The following is an 18,148-nucleotide window of genomic DNA, read 5'->3' as shown; positions in this document are numbered from 1 at the left end:
GATAATCCTTCGAGCTTTATCCTTAAACGCTTCTGGAATTTCTTGAGAGAAGATGCTATATGGAACCAGAAAAAGGAAAAAAAATAAGACTAAAATATTTTTTTGCGGATGTAGGCTTTCGGTTTTTATAGCTTGTATTTTAAACACAGGTGTCTTGGGAAGTTATAGCATATCCAAAAAATCAGATTTCTTTTGCCTAGAGACGGGAATTTTATGGTTGGATTCCAAAACCACATAACCGTCCGTTTTCAAAAATTCTTTTATCTTGTTTAAGTTGATGATATATGAATTATGTATTCTAAAAAAGCTGTTATCCGGCAATAAATTGTTTACTTCCTTGAGCTTTTTTGTCAATAAGATTTTTTGCCCATCGCTTAAAAAAATAGTGCTGTAATTGCCATCAGATTCCGCATAAAGTATATCATCACTATTTAAGAACAACAATTTGCCATCGGTGTTTATTGTTATCTTTTTACTATGGGATTCCGCATTAAAGTTCAACAAAATTTTCTCCAACTTGTCAATAGTCAAATTTTTGGTGTTGTACTTTTTTATTTTGGAAATGGTTACCTGAAGGTCATCAGTATCAATGGGTTTTAACAGATAGTCAATGGCCTCATTCTTTAAGGCCTGAAGTGCATATTGATTATAAGCCGTGGTAATAACAACAGGAAAATCCTTGTTCTTTAGATTTTTAATAAACTGAAAACCATCCATTGCCGGCATTTCAATATCTAAAAAGAGACAATCTGGGGTATTACGCTCAAGATAGTCCAAAGCTTCATGCGCATCTGTAAAAGACGCAATTATGTCAACTTCATCGCTCAGGTTGGTCAACTCCCAACTTAAACTTTGTAAAGCTTTTACCTCATCATCTACAATAACTGCTTCTAACATTCTTTATATTAAATCAATTTCAAATTTAGGACTATTCTGTATAAGGTATTTAAAAATATGTGCTAATGGACACTTAGCGCTTATAATTGGTAAAAAAAGGAACGTATTGAGATTTTGTAGAACTTTGCTTTAGTTGGAACTGCTTGTCCCAATAAGCCTTATAGGGTCAAAAAGGCCAAAAACCATTTATACATAAAATGCAACCGATTATACATACTAGGCCCGGCGGAGTCTTTTCTTTTATAATTTGGCTCTATCAAAAATTAAGAAACAACCTTAATGATGCTACAATGAAAAAGTGTGTTGTATTATTCGTGATTTTGATATTTACTCTAATATTTGCTGCTGTGTTAGAGAGTAAAGATTTAAAAATGCAGTCAGATTGGGACAAAGTCGTCAATGTAGACTAGAGTGTTTCAACAGAACAAGTTCATATACATTACCAACAAACAAGTGTACGGCCGAGCAACCAACCTCTTGATTTTAGAAACTGCTTGCAAAATAAAATCTTCGGCTATACTAAGGTTTTGAATTTTGGTTTTGGGTTTCGGGGGAACTACCTAAGATTAAAGTACATTCCAAGGTTAAGCTGAAAATGGCCGTACTGTTTGGTAATGGAATTCAATAAAGTGGCTTTAAGCGCAATTTTCATAAATAATTAAGACCAAAAAGTATATTACAATATACTTTTTGGTCTTTTTTGTTATTGTTGAATCTTGACAAAAAAACTTCACTGGCGCCATAATCCCAGCAGCCCAAGGAACATCACTTGCGAACCTAGATTTCAACATGTTGTGTTAAAAACTTTACATTGGTTTTGATAAAACAAACTTTACAGTCTGGTTACATTTTTGAATCTTTGTTTGCCCTGTTCGCTAGGAATTTTCCTTTCCAAATTATAAACTTTGTAACAATTACGTATGTCAACAGCCATTGAGCCCATATTAGAAGAAAATGAAGATAGATTTGTAATTTTTCCAATTAAGCATGATGATCTTTGGGAATGGTACAAAAAATGCGAGGCTTGTTTTTGGACTGCCGAAGAAATAGATCTTCATGAAGACTTGACGGATTGGAATAATAAATTGAATGATGACGAGCGTTATTTTATAAAACACATCCTTGCATTTTTTGCTGCATCTGATGGTATTGTAAACGAGAATTTAGCAGAGAATTTTGTTAGTGAGGTCCAGTATGCGGAAGCAAAGTTTTTCTACGGATTTCAGATTATGATGGAGAATATCCATTCAGAAACATATTCGTTACTAATAGATACTTATGTAAAAGATGAAAAGGAAAAAAATATTCTTTTCAAGGCCATTGAAAACTTCCCAGCAATCAAAAAGAAGGCAGATTGGGCCTTAAACTGGATTGAATCTCCAAGCTTTGCCGAAAGATTAATTGCATTTGCCGCAGTTGAGGGAATTTTCTTTTCAGGTGCTTTCTGCTCTATTTTTTGGCTAAAGAAAAGAGGCCTGATGCCTGGCCTTACATTTTCTAATGAGTTAATTTCTAGAGATGAAGGAATGCACTGTGATTATGCAGTTCATTTACACAATAAACACCTGATTAATAAAGTGCCAAAAGAGCGGATTACTGCAATTTTAACAGATGCTCTTAATATTGAAAGAGAGTTTATTACAGAATCACTTCCCGCAAGTTTAATTGGAATGAACTCTAAATTGATGACACAATATCTGGAGTTTGTGACCGATAGATTATTGGTGGAATTAGAATGTGAAAAAGTATATAATGCTACCAACCCATTTGATTTCATGGATATGATTTCACTTCAGGGCAAGACCAATTTCTTTGAAAAGCGCGTGTCTGAATATCAAAAAGCAGGTGTTTTGAACAAAGAAAAAGATGAAGATGCACAAAAGATCAGTTTTGACGCTGACTTTTAAATTGACCAACCTTTAAGAAAACACTACCCCTTGGTGTTTTCATGATTTTAACCTAACTAAGTGCGCTGGAATTTTTTCCGACGCGATTGAAGTGTATGCTGGTATAACCAACAAACGTATCATTTAAAACAATAGTAGCCACATGTATGTAGTAAAAAGAGATGGAAGAAAAGAGCTGATCATGTTCGACAAGATCACGGCCAGGGTAAGAAAATTGTGTTATGGCCTTAATGGGCTGGTAGATCCATTAAAAGTTGCTATGCGGGTCATAGAAGGGCTTTATGACGGTGTAACTACATCTGAATTGGATAATTTAGCAGCTGAGATTGCTGCAACTATGACTACCACGCATCCAGATTATGCAAAGTTGGCAGCTCGTATTTCAGTTTCCAATCTACATAAGAACACTAAAAAATCCTTCTCGGAAACTATGAAGGATTTGTATGAATACGTAAATCCTAGAACCGGCAAAAAAGCACCACTTCTATCGGAGGAGGTTTATGAAGTGATTTCTGAAAATTCAGAAAAATTGGATTCTACCATTATTTACAACCGTGATTTTGGCTACGATTACTTCGGTTTTAAAACATTGGAACGTTCATACTTGTTAAAACTAAACGGTAAAATAGCAGAGCGCCCACAACATATGTTGATGCGAGTTTCTATCGGGATCCATTTAAACGATTTAGACGCTGCTATAGAAACCTATGAGTTGATGTCTAAAAAGTACTTTACTCATGCTACACCTACTTTATTTAATTCCGGTACACCTAAGCCACAGATGTCTTCTTGTTTTCTTCTAGCAATGAAAGATGACAGTATTGATGGTATTTATGATACATTAAAGCAGACTGCAAAAATTTCACAATCTGCTGGAGGAATAGGTCTTTCTATTCATAACGTGAGAGCTACTGGATCCTATATCGCGGGCACTAATGGCACTTCTAATGGAATTGTTCCAATGCTTCAAGTATTTAATGATACAGCCAGATATGTGGATCAAGGTGGTGGAAAACGTAAAGGAAGTTTCGCAATCTATATGGAGCCATGGCATGCAGATATCTATGAGTTCCTCGATTTGAAAAAGAATCATGGAAAAGAAGAAATGCGTGCACGGGATTTGTTCTATGCCATGTGGATTTCTGACCTTTTTATGAAAAGGGTAGAAGCAAACGAAGAATGGACATTAATGTGTCCTAACGAGTGCCCAGGGCTTTTTACAAATCACAGTGAAGAGTTCGAGAAGCTATACTTACAATATGAGGCTCAGGGTAAAGGCCGTAAAACGGTAAGAGCGCGTGAACTTTGGGAAAAAATATTAGAATCTCAAATTGAAACAGGGACACCTTATATGTTGTACAAGGATGCCGCCAACCGTAAAAGCAACCAGAAGAATTTAGGTACTATTCGCTCTTCAAACCTATGTACAGAGATTTTGGAATATACCTCTCCAGATGAAGTAGCGGTATGTAATTTAGCTTCCATCGCATTACCAATGTTCATAAAGAATGGTGAATTTGACCATAAAGAGTTGTTCAAGGTTACTAAAAGAGTGACCAAAAACCTGAATAAAGTAATAGATAGGAACTATTACCCAGTTAAAGAAGCTGAAAATTCCAATATGCGCCATAGACCTATTGGTCTTGGAGTACAGGGCTTGGCAGATGCTTTCATAATGTTGCGTTTACCTTTTACAAGTGATGAAGCTAAGAAACTGAACCAAGAGATATTCGAAACCTTATATTTTGCAGCAGTTACTGCCTCCATGGAGCAAGCAAAAGAAGAAGGACCATACTCGTCTTATAAAGGTTCTCCAATTGAACAAGGAGAGTTTCAGCATAACCTTTGGGGCATTAAAGACGAAGAACTTTCTGGACGTTGGGATTGGGCCAAATTGAGAAAAGAAGTAAAGAAAAATGGTGTTCGTAACTCCTTATTGGTAGCACCAATGCCAACAGCATCTACTTCTCAGATACTTGGTAATAATGAATGTTTTGAGCCATATACCTCTAACATTTATACCCGAAGAGTACTTTCAGGTGAGTTTATCGTAGTAAACAAACACCTATTGGAAGACTTGGTAAATTTGGGTCTTTGGAACGAAAGCATGAAGCAAGAATTGATGCGTGCCAACGGATCTATTCAACATATAGAAACTATTCCACAGGATATCAGGGAATTGTACAAGACGGTTTGGGAGCTTAGCATGAAAGATATCATTGATATGAGCAGACAGCGTGGCTATTTTATTGATCAAAGCCAGTCTTTGAACTTGTTCATGGAAAATGCCAATTATTCTAAGTTAACGTCCATGCACTTTTACGCCTGGAAAAGCGGTTTGAAGACGGGTATGTATTATTTGCGTACTAAAGCGGCCGTGGATGCTATTAAGTTCACGTTGGACAATACTAAGAAGAAAGAAGTTCCTGTTAGTGTAGCTGCGGATGCAGAAGTAATAGCTGCAACACCTAACACTGCGGAAGTACTTAAGGTAGAAGTCACATCGGCAAGTCAACAAGAAGTGGACGTACAGCCTATGAGTGCTGAAGAAATGAAAGAAATGATTGCACGCGCCAAAGAAGGCCAAGCAGACGATGACTGTTTGATGTGTGGATCGTAGTTTGTACTGAGCTTATCAGTATGTGATAGTGTTTATTAAATAGATGCCTCGGAAAAGTTCACCCCACAAAGAACGACTTCTGAGGTATTTTTTTGAATTGAAAGAAATTCAGAAACTAAAAAGCCCCTTACAAAGGGGCTTTTTTAACAGTAAATGATATATGTTATAGGGACCAAGCCTTACCTTGGGTCAATGTTTGTTCATCTTCACAACCAATATACTCGCCTGGAACAGGTAAATAAGCTAAAATCTCTTCACCTACATATTCTGAGGTCTTATACGACCAGATTGAAAGATCACGTAATGAATTGGCAAAACTATAGCGAGAGATTTCATCATCTAGCACCGCACCGCCATTTTCTTCTACAGCTCCAAAATAAGCCTCTAAGGCTTTTTCGTGAGCTTCTTCAACCTCATCTGTTCTTTTCTTGAGATATGTGGCGAAAACAGGCTCTAAATCCTCTTCATCCAACTCTGCAAGAGATTCTTTCTGTGCTGAAGCCAAAACTTTATCAGTAAACTTGCCCATGCCCATTTTTAGAAAATCTTGATGCTCTTTTGGAAGAACTTCATTCGCAAATTTATCTAAGAACACATGTACATTTACTTCTGTGGCAGAAGGGGTATCGGTTTTTGGCAATAAGATATCTACCAGAGTATGTAAAACGGTCCCTTCATCTTTAGAAAAGAATTCCGGAGTCCAATCCAATACTTTCTTGCCATTACAGCTTTGTACTATTCCCAAAAGTGTTGGAGCAGCAATGGTATAACCAAAGGCCAGCCCCATATTTTTAAGTGCAACTCTTCTTTCCATTATATGTTTCCTTTTTTAAGTTCTTGCGCTGCATGGTGGGCAGCTCTTGCAGTAAAAGCCATATAGGTCAGTGAGGGATTTACACAACTTGCGGATGTCATAAAAGCCCCGTCAGTAACATAAACATTTTTAACCGTATGTACTTGATTGTTTCCGTTTAAAACGGAAGTTTTAGGATTTCTACCCATTCTGGCAGTACCCATTTCATGTATTCCCAGGCCTAGTGCGTAAGTCTCATCATAAGTTTCAATATCGCGTACTCCAGACTTTTCAAGCATTGCTGCTGCCTGTTCTTGCATATCCTTACGCATTTTGAGCTCATTTTCCTTTATCTCTGCATCAAAAGTGACCGTTGGTAGACCCCATTGATCTTTCTTATCATAGTCAAGAGTCATTTTATTTTCATGGTATGGCAAGATTTCTCCAAACCCTAACATGTTCATGTTCCAGCCTCCTGGTTTTAAAACAGCATCTTTAAGTTCTTTTCCATGGGAAACTTCAGCAATGGCGGCTTCATAATCACCTCTTCCAGCACCACCTTGGTATCCATAACCTCGGGTAAAGTCTTTCATATCACTGCTACCTCCCAAGTTTCTAAAACGAGGAACATAAATCCCATTTGGTTTTCTTCCTTTGTAATACTTATCCTCAAAGCCATCCATTTTACCTCGAGCACCAGCTTTAAAGTGATGGTCCATAATGTTATGACCCAATTCTCCAGAATCGTTACCCATTCCGTTAGGGAATCTATCAGATTTAGATTGCATTAGAATTGAAGTTGATGCTACAGCAGAAGCGCAAAGGAAAATTACCTTGGCCTTAAATTCAAAAACTTCTTTGGTAACACGATCTATAACTTTTACTCCCGTGGCTTTTTTTGTATTCTCATCATAGATTACTTCATGCACAATAGAGTCTGGGCGTAAAGTCATATTCCCTGTTCGTTCAGCAGCGGGTAATGTAGAAGAATTACTGCTGAAATATGCGCCAAAAGGACAACCTCTAATACACCTGTTTCTAAATTTACAGGAACTACGGTTTAAACCATCAAACTTTTTATCACTGTTAATATGTGCAACTCTACCAGCTGTAATAACACGTCCATCAAAATGATCAGAAACGCGTTCACGCACATGTTGTTCAACACAATTAAGATCCATCATGGGCTCAAACTTCCCATCTGGTAGTTGAGGTAAATTCAATAGTTCTCCTGAAACTCCTATATAACTTTCAACTTTATCATACCAAGGAGCAATGTCTTTATAGCGTACTGGCCAATCAACGGCAACACCTTCTTTTTTATTTGCCTCAAAATCAATTTCACTCCAACGGTAGCTATGACGCCCCCATAACAATGATCGTCCACCTACATGGTAGCCTCTCATCCAATCAAAACGTTTGGTTTCATTATAAGGATGATCAATGTCGTCCACAAACCAGAAATTATGAGGAGCTTTTACAGTGTAACCTGTTCTATTTTGTTTCTCCTGTCTGGCAATCTTGTCTGGCGATAATTCCCCATTGTTTGGAAAATCCCAAGGATCTAGATTTGCTGTGGGATAATCAGTAATATGATTTACCATACGACCGCGTTCCAAGACCAATGTCTTTAGTCCATTTTCGCACAGTTCTTTAGCAGCCCAACCACCACTAATGCCCGTTCCCACTACAATGGCATCGTATGATTCCTGCTCTTCGTTGTAATAAAATTTACTCATTTAATAGGATTGTTTATTTCATAAATGTATTAATTATTAAATTAATTTTCTACATTTAATCCTTATGTTTATTGAGAATTCACTACTATAACGTTGTAGTTTTTCAATTCTATTTAATATTACACAATCAACCCTTATGAAGAGAAGGAATTTTATTCAAAATGGTGCCCAAGCAGGAATTGCACTTTCACTGTTGGGTACATATGCATGTAAACAAGGCAAGAAAAAAGAAATAACAGACACGGAAATGCTAGAAGAAACTCCAGCTGCACCAGAGCAAATGTTCAAGCTTTCGCTAGCGCAGTGGTCCATACATAGAATGATTAGGGAAGAAGGACTAGACCCATATCTATTTGCTGAAAAAGCAAAAGGGTGGGGTTTTTCTGGTTTGGAATATGTAAGTCAATTGTATGAGGACGAACTTAAAGCTGCTAATTTTTCTAAAGAGGCGATGGATAAATTCGTAGAAAAATCAAAAGCGGAAAGTGAAAAACATGGATTGGAAAATCTAATTATTATGATTGATCATGAAGGAGATTTATCTGCCGCAGATGAGATGGAAAGAAAAAAGGCCATCGAAGATCATTTTAAATGGGTAGATGCCGCAGCTGCACTTGGGTGTCATTCCGTAAGAGTGAACTTAATGGGCAGTAAGATTGCTGAAGAGTGGACTCCTGCTTCTATTGATGGACTTACACAACTTTCCAACTATGCAAAAGATAAAAACATCAATGTGATTGTGGAAAATCATGGAGGATTTTCCTCTAATGCGGCCATGTTGGTTGAAGTTATGGAAAAAGTGAACCTGCCTAATTGCGGAACGCTTCCAGATTTTGGGAATTTCTGCGTGAAAAGAGAGGATGGGTCTTATTTTGACACTCCCTGCGTTGAGGAATATGATAGATATAAAGGAATAGGTGAACTAATGCCATACGCCAAAGCTGTGAGTGCCAAGTCCCATGATTTTGATGATCAAGGCAATGAGACGCATACCGATTTTGAACGTATGATGAAAATTGTCAAAGATTCCGGCTATTCTGGTTATGTAGGAGTAGAATATGAAGGGGATGAGCTTAGTGAAGAAGAAGGAATTATTGCCACCAAAAACTTATTGAACAAATTACTTAATCTATCTGCATAAAACACTGTGTTTATGAAGGGATTTTTACACCAGCATTTTGATTATAATTTCTATTGCAATAAAAAGCTCATTGAGCAATGTGCATCTATGGACCAAGTTCCTGAGAAGTGCATAAAATTGTTTAGTCATATTCTAAATGCGCATCATGTATGGAATCACAGAATTGTAGGAAAGCAAATTGAATTTGATGTTTGGCAAAAACATGAGGTTGAAAATTGGCAGGACATACACTATGAAAACCAACGAACTTCTTTTGAAATTATAACCAATGCAGATGATTTTGCAAAGAGAATAGATTATGAGAACAGTGAAGGAAGAACATTTGGGAATGAGCTCAAAGATATCCTTTTTCATATAGTTAACCATTCCACACACCATAGGGGACAAATTTTGATGGATTTCCGATTGGCGGGAATTGAACCCGAATCTTTGGACTACATATTATATAAAAGATAAATTCCCTAATTCATGACTTTAAAAATAAAATTCCAACTCTCTTTTATGATGTTTTTAGAATTCTTCATCTGGGGAGGCTGGTTTGTTACGCTGGGCACTTTTCTAGGAGAAAACTTAAATGCCAGTGGGGGAGAAATAGCGAAAGCTTTTTCAACTCAATCATGGGGAGCGATAATAGCACCATTTATTATAGGATTGATAGCGGATAGATATTTTAATGCCGAACGAATTTTAGGTGTTTTGCACCTTTTAGGTGCATTTTTAATGTACCAAATGTATGGTATAGATGACTTTGCTGCTTTTTATCCATATGTTTTGGGATATATGATTTTATATATGCCGACTTTGGCTCTAGTAAATTCAATTTCTTTTAATCAGATGAAAGACCCTGCCAAGGAATTCTCTTTGGTTAGAGTGTTTGGAACCATAGGTTGGATTGTTGCTGGGTTGATTATTAGCTATGTATTTCTTTGGGATTCGCCCGAAGGAAGGTCGGCAGGGATGCTAAAAAACACTTTTTTAATGGTTGCAGTAGCTTCCGCAGTTCTAGGTCTTTTTAGCTTTACACTTCCAAGGACTCCTCCAAGAGTATCAAAAGATGAAAAGGTCAGTATTTCAAGTTTGCTGGGATTGGATGCATTGAAACTTTTAAAAGATAAAAATTTTCTCATCTTTTTTATCGCCTCTGTGCTCATATGTATACCCTTAGCGTTTTATTACCAAAATGCTAATCCGTTTCTTTCAGAAATTGGTGTAAGTAATCCAACTGGCAAAATGACCATAGGTCAAATATCCGAAGTGCTTTTTATGTTGTTACTACCCTATTTCTTTAAAAAATATGGATTTAAAAAGACCATTTTGGCGGGGATGTTGGCATGGACCATTCGCTATTTATTGTTTGCTTTTGGCAACCCTGGTGAGCTTGCCTTCATGTTAATTATTGGAATTGCACTACATGGTATTTGCTATGACTTTTTCTTTGTGTCTGGGCAAATTTATACAGATACCAAAGCTGGGGAGAAATATAAGAGTGCTGCCCAAGGTCTAATTACTCTTGCCACTTATGGTGTGGGAATGTTAATAGGGTTTTGGATAGCAGGAAAAATAACAGATACATATCTTCTGGAAGACGCTACGCACACTTGGCAAACCATATGGATGTATCCTGCAGGATTTGCCTTGGTTGTTTTTCTACTGTTTGCTTTAGTTTTTAAAAATGAGAAAGTAGAATATAAAACTTGAACCAAATAGGTAACTAACCAAATATAATTTAATGGAAAATATTAATAAGAATAGACTGTTTTTGGCTTCATGCGTCTCATTGATAGTTACAGCAATGACCTTTGCGTTACGAGCTGGAATTATGGGAGAACTGAATGTTGAATTTGGATTCAATGATACCCAGCTTGGATGGATGAATTCAATGGCGTTCTACGGTTTCCCTGTATCAATGATAATAGGAGGACTTATCTATCCAAAGATTGGTCCAAAACCCATATTATGGGTGGCTTTTATTTGTCACCTTCTGGGCTTAATCCTTACTATAATAGCAAAAAGTTTTGTTCCCTTACTAATATCAACATTCTTTATAGGCTTAGCCAATGGAGCAGTAGAAGCGGCCTGTAATCCTTTGATTGCGGACATGTATACCAAAAACAGAACCACGATGCTCAATAAATTCCATGTTTGGTTTCCAGGAGGGATTGTAATTGGCGCATTGCTTGGTGAGTTAATGGGAAATATTGGACTCTCTTGGCAAATACAAATCGCTATAATGATTGTACCCACATTGCTATATGGCTACCTAATATTAGGTCAAAAATTCCCAAAAGCAGAGAATATAGAATCAGACATCAGTAAAAATGTCAAATCAATGTTCACGCCATTATTTCTTTTCATGCTCATATGTATGGGATTAACAGCTACTACAGAATTGGGGACAGGTCAATTTATAGAAAGATTGCTAGGCCAAGCGGGGGCACCACCACTTATCATTTTAGCTATTGTTACCGGACTAATGGCAGTGGGCAGATATTTTGCAGGCCCTATTATTCATAAATTCAATCCAGTTGGGGTATTGTTTGGATCAGCGATTATTGCATCCCTTGCACTGTTTTTATTATCAAGCGCAACGGGTCCAATGGTATATGTCGCAGCTATTTTATTCTCATTTGGGGTTATGTATTTTTGGCCCACTATGATTGGATTTGTAAGTGAGTACAGTCATAAAACAGGAGCATTGGGAATGTCTATCATTGGAGGTTTTGGAATGTTGATTACAGGAATTTCCCTTCCAAAAATTGGTCAAATGTTGGATAAAGAACGCACCCAGGCATTAGATTCAGGAGTTTCTGCGGAGACAGCGGACCTTGTTGCTGGCCAAGCTACCTTAGGAAATATCATGTGGCTTCCGGTAATATTGATTGTCCTTTTTGGAATCCTATTTTTGATGAGAAATAAACTGGAAGAAAAAAGGTTAAAACAAGAACATTAAATCAAAAAAGAAAATTAATGCCAAAAAAAATAAGATTAGGAGTTATTGGAGGGGGAGGCGATTCCCTCATTGGAGTGCTTCATAGAGTAGCCTCCTTCATTAATGATAATTATGAAATTGTTGGAGCCGTATTCAATCCAGATTATGAGCAAAATGTTGCTTTCGCCAAAGAGATTGATGTGCCCACCAATAGGATTTATAAGGACTTTGACACACTTGTAGAGGAAGAGTTAAAACTTCCCGAAGATGAACGTATTCAGGTCTGCTCAGTTTTAACGCCCAACTTTTTGCATTTTCCTATGGCCAAAAAGCTATTGGACAATGGCTTTCATGTTATCTGTGAAAAGCCAATGACCATGGATTATGAGGAAGCCAAAACCCTTCAAGAAGCCCATAAAAATTCTGGGAAGGTGTTTGCTTTGACCCATACCTATACTGGCTACCCTATGGTGAGGCAGATGAGAGAGATGATTAAAAATGGTGAATTGGGTAAAATTCATAAAGTAGATGCCAGATACTACCAAGGTTGGATAAATACGGTAATCCACGATAAGGAAAAGCGTTCTACAGTCTGGAGATTGGATCCCACAAAAGCAGGAATAAGTTCATGTATGGGTGATATTGGGGTGCATGCATTTAATATGGTGGAGTTTACCACTGGACTGCAAGTTAAATCGTTGTTATGCGATTTCAATTACTTGTATGAGGACAATCAAATGGATGTAGACGGCACTGTTCTAATTCGCATGGATGAACATGTAAAAGGTGTAATCAGATCTAGTCAAGTTGCTACGGGAGAGGAAAATGGATTGGCAATTGCCATCTATGGTGAAAAAGGAGCTTTGCGATGGGAACAAGAGAAACCTAATTTCCTCTATAAAATGAGCGATACGGAACCTGTTCAAGTATATAAGCCAGGACATGCATACAATTCGGAACTCTCTTTAGGAGCATCAAAAATGCCACCTGGTCACCCAGAAGGGATTTTTGACTCCATGGCAAATATTTATCTAGGAGCTGCAAAGGCCATTAGAGGAGAGGAATACAATGATGGGGAATTCCCAACCATGGAAGATGGTGTTAGAGGTATGAACTTTATTGAAGGTACCGTAGCCTCACACAAACAAGGTAATGTTTGGGTAAAAATGGACTAAGGACACCTTTTTGTCAATAAGATTTAAATGGCCGCAAAATGCGGCCATTATCTTTGAAAGATTTTCTCAAACCTTTCAAAAACAATAATCATACTTTCTAATGGGGTTCTGTTGAATTCAGAAAGTTCCCTAGTGTAATAATCCCAATGGGTCTTTCTCCAATGTTCTATACTTTTATCTCCTTCACCTTCGAGCCTAGCATGCTCAGAATGGACTGCAAAATAGGGGACCAATTTGACAGAAGTGGTTCGGATAACACATTTAGCTTTTCCAGACCAATCTGTAACCACGGCAAAATCTCCTATTTTGGGCAGCTCTTCTTTTCGCAATTGCAAAGCTAAAAGAGATTGGGAGGTAGCGCGTTTAACATCTTTACAAACTAAATCGGCACAGGTATTGGCATCTTTTTCATTGTCACAAAAGTGTATCACTTTTGGAGCGTCTTCAGAAGCAAATTCTAGATGGGCATCTAGAAAATCACCCCATAGATTTCGAGCAGAAGCGTTTTCCATAGTAGGTATTTAAGAAAATTTATGTTGTTTAAATTGTTCAGCAGCATGATTGGCCGCTCTGGCCGTAAAAGCCATATAGGTTAATGAGGGGTTAACACAATTTGCAGAAGTCATAAATGCGCCATCTGTAACATATACATTAGGCACGTCATGAACTTGATTATGCTTGTTTAAGATGGAAGTTTTAGGGTCTTTTCCCATGCGTGCACCTCCCATTTCATGTATTCCTAAGCCAGGGCCGGTTTCAGTATCAAAAGACTTTACATTTTTAAAACCTGCCGCTTTTAGAATAGCAACAGCCTCTTCTTTTATGGCCTCCCGCATATTAAGTTCATTCTCTTTGAACTCTACGTCAAAGTCTAATTGGGGTAATCCCCATTTATCTTTTTTGTCTTGACTCAAGGTTACTCGATTATCATGATGAGGAAGCATTTCACCAAAACCGGTCATGCCAATTTCCCAACCCCCAGGTTTTAGAATAGCTTCCTTGAGTGCTTTTCCATAACCCATTTCCGCAACCATCTCTGACCAATGATTTCTACTTGCTCCACCTTGATACCCAAAACCACGTAAAAAGTTTTTTCTTTTTGTTTTTTCGTCCAAGTTAACAAACCTTGGAATGTAGAAGCCGTTTGGCCTTCTTCCCTTGTAATATTTATCTAAATGACCATCAACTTTGGCAGAAGCTCCCAATTGGTAGTGATGGTCCATGATATTTCTACCTAACTCATCATGATTGTTGCCCATGCCATTTGGGAATGTTTTAGATTTTGATTGGAGTAAAATCCCTACTGAGGCCATTGCAGAAGCACATAAGAATACGATTTTCCCTTTGAATTCAATTTTTTCTTGGGTCTCGGCATCAATTATTTTTACACCTGTTGCCTTTTTTTGCTTTTCATCATAAACCACTTCATGAACAATGGAGTTTGGACGTAAGGTCATGTTGCCCGTGCGTTCAGCAGCAGGTAAAGTTGAGGAGTTACTACTAAAATAACCTCCAAATGGACATCCTCTCCAACACCTGCTTCGATATTGACAAGGCCCTCGGCCTTCAAACGCAGTTGTATTTTCAGTAATATGGGCCGCCCTTCCAATGGTCAAAAGCCTGCCATCTTCAAACCCAGATTCCATAGCATTTTTCAGCTCTTTTTCCACACAGTTCAATTCCATTGGCGGTTGAAATTGGCCATCAGGCAATTGCTTAAGCCCCAACTTCTCACCACTAACACCTATATAAGATTCTACTTTATCATACCAAGGCGAAATGTCTTTATAACGGACTGGCCAATCTACAGCGATTCCATCTTGTTTGTTGGCTTCAAAATCTATATCGCTCCAGCGGTAACTTTGTCTCCCCCATGTTAGCGACCTGCCACCAACATGATAACCCCTTATCCAATCAAAACGCTTGGTTTCTTGATAGGGATGCTCTAAATCATTTACAAAAAAATGCTTAACATCCTCCTTTGGGGCCCATCCTAGGCGACGTTGCTTTGGGTATTTTTTCAATTCTTCATCACTCAATTGGCCTTTTAAAGGGTAGTCCCACGGGTCATCGTTCATGGTTTTATAATCTTGAATATGCTTTACCATGGGTCCACGCTCCAAAACCAATGTCTTTAAGCCATTTTCGCAAAGCTCTTTGGCAGCCCAGCCACCACTTATCCCTGTTCCTACAACAATAGCATCATAAACAACATTTTCGTTCATTATTGTACTGTTTTAATTGTTAGCTAATCCCTATATTTATGTCTTTCTACAGGAAAAATAATAACATCGTAGTTTTTTTCTTAAATATAGGCGATAAATCCTAAAACGTTAAGGATTTATCAATTCTTAAAAATTGATTTAAATGAAAACAATAAAAGGACCGGCGGTATTTCTTGCCCAATTTGTAGATAGTCAACCTCCGTTCAATTCTTTGGATGGTCTTTGCAAATGGGCTTCTGGTTTAGGATATAAAGGCATTCAGATTCCAACATGGGAATCATTCTTGATAGATTTGGACAAAGCTGCGGAGAGTCAAGATTATTGCGACGAACTCAAAGGAAAAATAAATTCTTATGGATTGGAAATTACAGAACTTTCCACTCATTTACAGGGACAATTGGTAGCGGTAAACCCAGCTTATGATATTATGTTCGATAATTTTGCTCCGGATAAAGTGAAGAACAATCCTAAGGCACGAACTGAATGGGCTATTGAAACAGTAAAAAAGGCAGCGACGGCAAGCCGAAGACTAGGAATAAAAGCTCATGCTACTTTCTCCGGAGCATTACTTTGGCATACTGCGCATCCTTGGCCGCAAAGACCACCTGGGTTGGTGGAAATGGGGTTTGAAGAGTTGGCGAAAAGATGGACACCCATTTTAAATCATTTTGATGAAGAAGGAGTGGATGTATGTTATGAGATTCACCCTGGAGAAGATTTACACGATGGAGACACGTTTGAACGTTTTTTGAAAGCCACCGGAAATCATAAACGGGTAAATATTTTATATGACCCAAGCCATTTTGTATTACAGCAGTTGGACTATATCGCTTATATAGATCACTATCATGAGTTTATAAAATCGTTTCATGTAAAGGATTCCGAATTTAACCCTACTGGAAAGAAAGGTGCATTTGGAGGATATAACGATTGGGGTGACCGAGCAGGAAGATATCGCTCTTTAGGTGATGGGCAGATTGATTTCAAGACTATTTTCTCTAAACTAACGCAGTACGGTTGTGATGTATGGGCGGTCATGGAATGGGAATGTTGTATTAAAAGCCCAGAGCAAGGTGCGCGAGAAGGTGCTAAATTTATTCAAGACCATATCATTGAAGCTACCACCAAAACCTTTGATGATTTTGCTGGAGCAGAAACAGATACTGACAAACTAAAAAAGATACTGGGATTATGAAAAAAATAGTTTTATTAACTGTACTAATCGTCGCAGTTGCTTGTAAGGAGAAACCAAAAGAGAGTCCTAAGGAAGTAGAGGAGATTGTTGAAACAAAAATGGAACAAGAAGAATCTGACTGGACTGTTTTGTTTGATGGATCTTCTTGGGATGGATGGCATATCTATTCTGGAAGGGATATTGAAGAAGCCTGGAGCTTGGAAAACGGCGCTATGCTTTTGAACAAAACATCTGAACAGCGAAAAGGAGGAGAGCGTTTCAATATAGTAACGGACAAGGAATACACCAATTTTGTGCTTTCTGTGGAGTGGATGGTATCCAGTGGAGCCAATAGTGGTATTATGTGGGGAGTGGTTGAAGATGACAAATACCCAGAACCTTATACTACAGGGCCCGAGATTCAAGTGCTGGACAATATAGATCACCCAGATGCAAAGAATGGTACAAGCCATCAAGCAGGAGCACTTTATGATATGGTATCACCGTCTCAGAATGTGGTTAAACCTGTTGGAGAGTGGAATCATTATTTAATATCCATTAACCATGAAGCTAATGAGGGCAGTGTGGTTTTAAACGGAGTTAAGATCGTAGAATTTCCAGTAAATGGAGAGGCTTGGGACGCTATGGTGGCCAATTCTAAATTTGCTACTTGGGAAGCCTTCGGGAACTTTAAAACAGGGAAAATTGCATTCCAAGACCATGGTGAACCCATAGTGATTGGGTATAGAAATATTAAAATAAAAGAACTTTAGCATGTCAAAATATTCGCATACTGTTTTAGCATTGTTTGCCTTGGTTGCAACTTTTGCTTTTGGTCAAGAAAAAGAACCGACTACGCCCGAGGCTACCGAATTTTATGAACCAGTTCCCCCAAGAGTTATTCCAGGGAACGACAATACTGCTCCAAGTGATGCCATTGTTCTTTTTGATGGTAAAGATTTTAATCAATGGGTTAGTAGTGTAGATAGCACAGAAGTAAAATGGCATTTAAATGCTGATGCTAGCATGTCTGTAAAGGACAAGACAGGAAACATTCAAACCAAAATGAATTTTGGTAGTATGCAACTTCATATAGAATGGAAATCCCCAGCTGAAGTGCAAAGGGAAGGTCAAAACAGGGCAAATAGCGGTGTTTTTATTCAGCAACGGTATGAAATTCAGGTGTTGGACAACAACGATAACCCTACCTATACCAACGGACAAGTAGGATCCGTTTATAAACAATCCGTTCCATTGGCAATGGCCTCAGTACCCACAGGTGAATGGAATACGTATGATATTGTTTTCCATGCTCCCGAGTTTAGCCGAGGAGGGAACATTGTAAAACCGGCAACGGTGACATTACTGCATAACGGTGTTTTGGTTCAAGATCATTTTGTAATAGAAGGGACCATTAAGTATATCGGTTGGCCTAAATACGAAGCTCACGGAAAAGCTCCAATAATGTTGCAGGACCATGGAGACAACAGTAGGGTAAGCTTCAGAAACATTTGGGTAAGGGAGTTGGATTAAACTATTAAACCAGTT

The 18,148-nt window shown here is 38.0% G+C and carries 15 protein-coding genes; 10 read left to right on the top strand and 5 right to left on the bottom strand.

All coding sequences use genetic code 11. From position 1 onward, the window contains the following. Positions 1-162 precede the first annotated feature (162 nt). Positions 163-897: a LytTR family DNA-binding domain-containing protein gene (locus SJY44_RS01860; RefSeq protein WP_163420952.1), complete on the bottom strand. Its 735-nt coding sequence runs from the start codon at positions 895-897 to the stop codon at positions 163-165. 920 nt (positions 898-1,817) lie between these two features. Between SJY44_RS01860 and SJY44_RS01855 the strand changes: the two genes are divergently transcribed. Both SJY44_RS01855 and SJY44_RS01850 read left to right on the top strand, forming a co-directional pair. Next, positions 1,818-2,804, top strand: a complete 987-nt coding sequence (locus tag SJY44_RS01855; protein WP_298923076.1) for a ribonucleotide-diphosphate reductase subunit beta — start codon at positions 1,818-1,820, stop codon at positions 2,802-2,804. A gap of 142 nt (positions 2,805-2,946) precedes the next feature. Further along, on the top strand, positions 2,947-5,424 hold the full coding sequence (locus SJY44_RS01850; protein WP_396591041.1) for a ribonucleoside-diphosphate reductase subunit alpha: 2,478 nt from the start codon (positions 2,947-2,949) through the stop codon (positions 5,422-5,424). A 163-nt stretch (positions 5,425-5,587) separates the two neighbouring features. On the opposite strand, the gene SJY44_RS01845 is transcribed toward SJY44_RS01850, so the two are convergent. Both SJY44_RS01845 and SJY44_RS01840 read right to left on the bottom strand, forming a co-directional pair. Continuing rightward, positions 5,588-6,238 carry a gluconate 2-dehydrogenase subunit 3 family protein gene (locus SJY44_RS01845; RefSeq protein ID WP_396591040.1) on the bottom strand — a complete coding sequence of 217 codons (651 nt, stop codon included), beginning with the start codon at positions 6,236-6,238 and terminating at the stop codon, positions 5,588-5,590. Beyond that, positions 6,238-7,956, bottom strand: coding sequence for a GMC family oxidoreductase (locus tag SJY44_RS01840; protein WP_298923070.1), 1,719 nt, complete (start codon positions 7,954-7,956; stop codon positions 6,238-6,240). The genes SJY44_RS01845 and SJY44_RS01840 overlap by 1 nt, the downstream gene beginning before the upstream one ends. A gap of 136 nt (positions 7,957-8,092) precedes the next feature. On the opposite strand from SJY44_RS01840, the gene SJY44_RS01835 reads away from it, so the two are divergent. The 5 genes from SJY44_RS01835 to SJY44_RS01815 are packed head-to-tail and all read left to right on the top strand — an operon-like array spanning position 8,093 to position 13,201. Beyond that, complete coding sequence (locus SJY44_RS01835; protein WP_396591039.1) at positions 8,093-9,097, top strand: sugar phosphate isomerase/epimerase family protein; 1,005 nt, start codon at positions 8,093-8,095, stop codon at positions 9,095-9,097. 12 nt (positions 9,098-9,109) lie between these two features. After that, a complete protein-coding gene (locus tag SJY44_RS01830; protein ID WP_396591038.1) occupies positions 9,110-9,553 on the top strand; it encodes a DinB family protein in 444 nt (147 codons plus the stop codon). 12 nt (positions 9,554-9,565) lie between these two features. Continuing rightward, positions 9,566-10,795: a nucleoside permease gene (locus SJY44_RS01825; RefSeq protein WP_396591037.1), complete on the top strand. Its 1,230-nt coding sequence runs from the start codon at positions 9,566-9,568 to the stop codon at positions 10,793-10,795. 31 nt (positions 10,796-10,826) lie between these two features. Next, positions 10,827-12,047, top strand: coding sequence for an MFS transporter (locus SJY44_RS01820; protein ID WP_396591036.1), 1,221 nt, complete (start codon positions 10,827-10,829; stop codon positions 12,045-12,047). A gap of 17 nt (positions 12,048-12,064) precedes the next feature. Beyond that, positions 12,065-13,201, top strand: a complete 1,137-nt coding sequence (locus SJY44_RS01815; RefSeq protein ID WP_298923060.1) for a Gfo/Idh/MocA family protein — start codon at positions 12,065-12,067, stop codon at positions 13,199-13,201. Between the two features lie 47 nt (positions 13,202-13,248). On the opposite strand, the gene SJY44_RS01810 is transcribed toward SJY44_RS01815, so the two are convergent. Further along, positions 13,249-13,713 carry an ASCH domain-containing protein gene (locus SJY44_RS01810; RefSeq protein WP_298923058.1) on the bottom strand — a complete coding sequence of 155 codons (465 nt, stop codon included), beginning with the start codon at positions 13,711-13,713 and terminating at the stop codon, positions 13,249-13,251. A gap of 9 nt (positions 13,714-13,722) precedes the next feature. After that, positions 13,723-15,426, bottom strand: a complete 1,704-nt coding sequence (locus tag SJY44_RS01805; RefSeq protein ID WP_396591035.1) for a GMC oxidoreductase — start codon at positions 15,424-15,426, stop codon at positions 13,723-13,725. Positions 15,427-15,568: 142 nt separating this feature from the next. On the opposite strand from SJY44_RS01805, the gene SJY44_RS01800 reads away from it, so the two are divergent. Genes SJY44_RS01800 through SJY44_RS01790 form a run of 3 tightly spaced genes read left to right on the top strand, consistent with a single transcriptional unit; the run spans position 15,569 to position 18,133 of the window. Further along, on the top strand, positions 15,569-16,621 hold the full coding sequence (locus SJY44_RS01800) for a sugar phosphate isomerase/epimerase family protein (protein ID WP_396591034.1): 1,053 nt from the start codon (positions 15,569-15,571) through the stop codon (positions 16,619-16,621). Next, complete coding sequence (locus SJY44_RS01795) at positions 16,618-17,373, top strand: DUF1080 domain-containing protein (protein WP_396591033.1); 756 nt, start codon at positions 16,618-16,620, stop codon at positions 17,371-17,373. The genes SJY44_RS01800 and SJY44_RS01795 overlap by 4 nt, the downstream gene beginning before the upstream one ends. A 1-nt stretch (position 17,374) precedes the next feature. Next, a complete protein-coding gene (locus SJY44_RS01790; RefSeq protein WP_396591032.1) occupies positions 17,375-18,133 on the top strand; it encodes a DUF1080 domain-containing protein in 759 nt (252 codons plus the stop codon). Positions 18,134-18,148 lie beyond the last annotated feature (15 nt).

It is taken from the genome of Allomuricauda sp. R78024 (assembly GCF_044596045.1).
In the GTDB taxonomy this organism is placed as follows: Bacteria; Bacteroidota; Bacteroidia; order Flavobacteriales; family Flavobacteriaceae; genus Flagellimonas.
Note: the sequence above shows the minus strand (reverse complement) of the source record. Positions and strands in the feature narration are given on the sequence as shown.

Excerpts from the sequence above, each read along its gene's own strand:
- SJY44_RS01860 (WP_163420952.1), bottom strand. The coding sequence starts at position 897 with ATGTTAGAAGCAGTTATTGTAGATGATGAGGTAAAAGCTTTACAAAGT.
- SJY44_RS01850 (WP_396591041.1), top strand. The coding sequence starts at position 2,947 with ATGTATGTAGTAAAAAGAGATGGAAGAAAAGAGCTGATCATGTTCGAC.
- SJY44_RS01855 (WP_298923076.1), top strand. The coding sequence starts at position 1,818 with ATGTCAACAGCCATTGAGCCCATATTAGAAGAAAATGAAGATAGATTT.
- SJY44_RS01845 (WP_396591040.1), bottom strand. The coding sequence starts at position 6,238 with ATGGAAAGAAGAGTTGCACTTAAAAATATGGGGCTGGCCTTTGGTTAT.
- SJY44_RS01805 (WP_396591035.1), bottom strand. The coding sequence starts at position 15,426 with ATGAACGAAAATGTTGTTTATGATGCTATTGTTGTAGGAACAGGGATA.
- SJY44_RS01840 (WP_298923070.1), bottom strand. The coding sequence starts at position 7,956 with ATGAGTAAATTTTATTACAACGAAGAGCAGGAATCATACGATGCCATT.
- SJY44_RS01825 (WP_396591037.1), top strand. The coding sequence starts at position 9,566 with ATGACTTTAAAAATAAAATTCCAACTCTCTTTTATGATGTTTTTAGAA.
- SJY44_RS01790 (WP_396591032.1), top strand. The coding sequence starts at position 17,375 with ATGTCAAAATATTCGCATACTGTTTTAGCATTGTTTGCCTTGGTTGCA.
- SJY44_RS01835 (WP_396591039.1), top strand. The coding sequence starts at position 8,093 with ATGAAGAGAAGGAATTTTATTCAAAATGGTGCCCAAGCAGGAATTGCA.
- SJY44_RS01815 (WP_298923060.1), top strand. The coding sequence starts at position 12,065 with ATGCCAAAAAAAATAAGATTAGGAGTTATTGGAGGGGGAGGCGATTCC.
- SJY44_RS01820 (WP_396591036.1), top strand. The coding sequence starts at position 10,827 with ATGGAAAATATTAATAAGAATAGACTGTTTTTGGCTTCATGCGTCTCA.
- SJY44_RS01800 (WP_396591034.1), top strand. The coding sequence starts at position 15,569 with ATGAAAACAATAAAAGGACCGGCGGTATTTCTTGCCCAATTTGTAGAT.
- SJY44_RS01795 (WP_396591033.1), top strand. The coding sequence starts at position 16,618 with ATGAAAAAAATAGTTTTATTAACTGTACTAATCGTCGCAGTTGCTTGT.
- SJY44_RS01830 (WP_396591038.1), top strand. The coding sequence starts at position 9,110 with ATGAAGGGATTTTTACACCAGCATTTTGATTATAATTTCTATTGCAAT.
- SJY44_RS01810 (WP_298923058.1), bottom strand. The coding sequence starts at position 13,713 with ATGGAAAACGCTTCTGCTCGAAATCTATGGGGTGATTTTCTAGATGCC.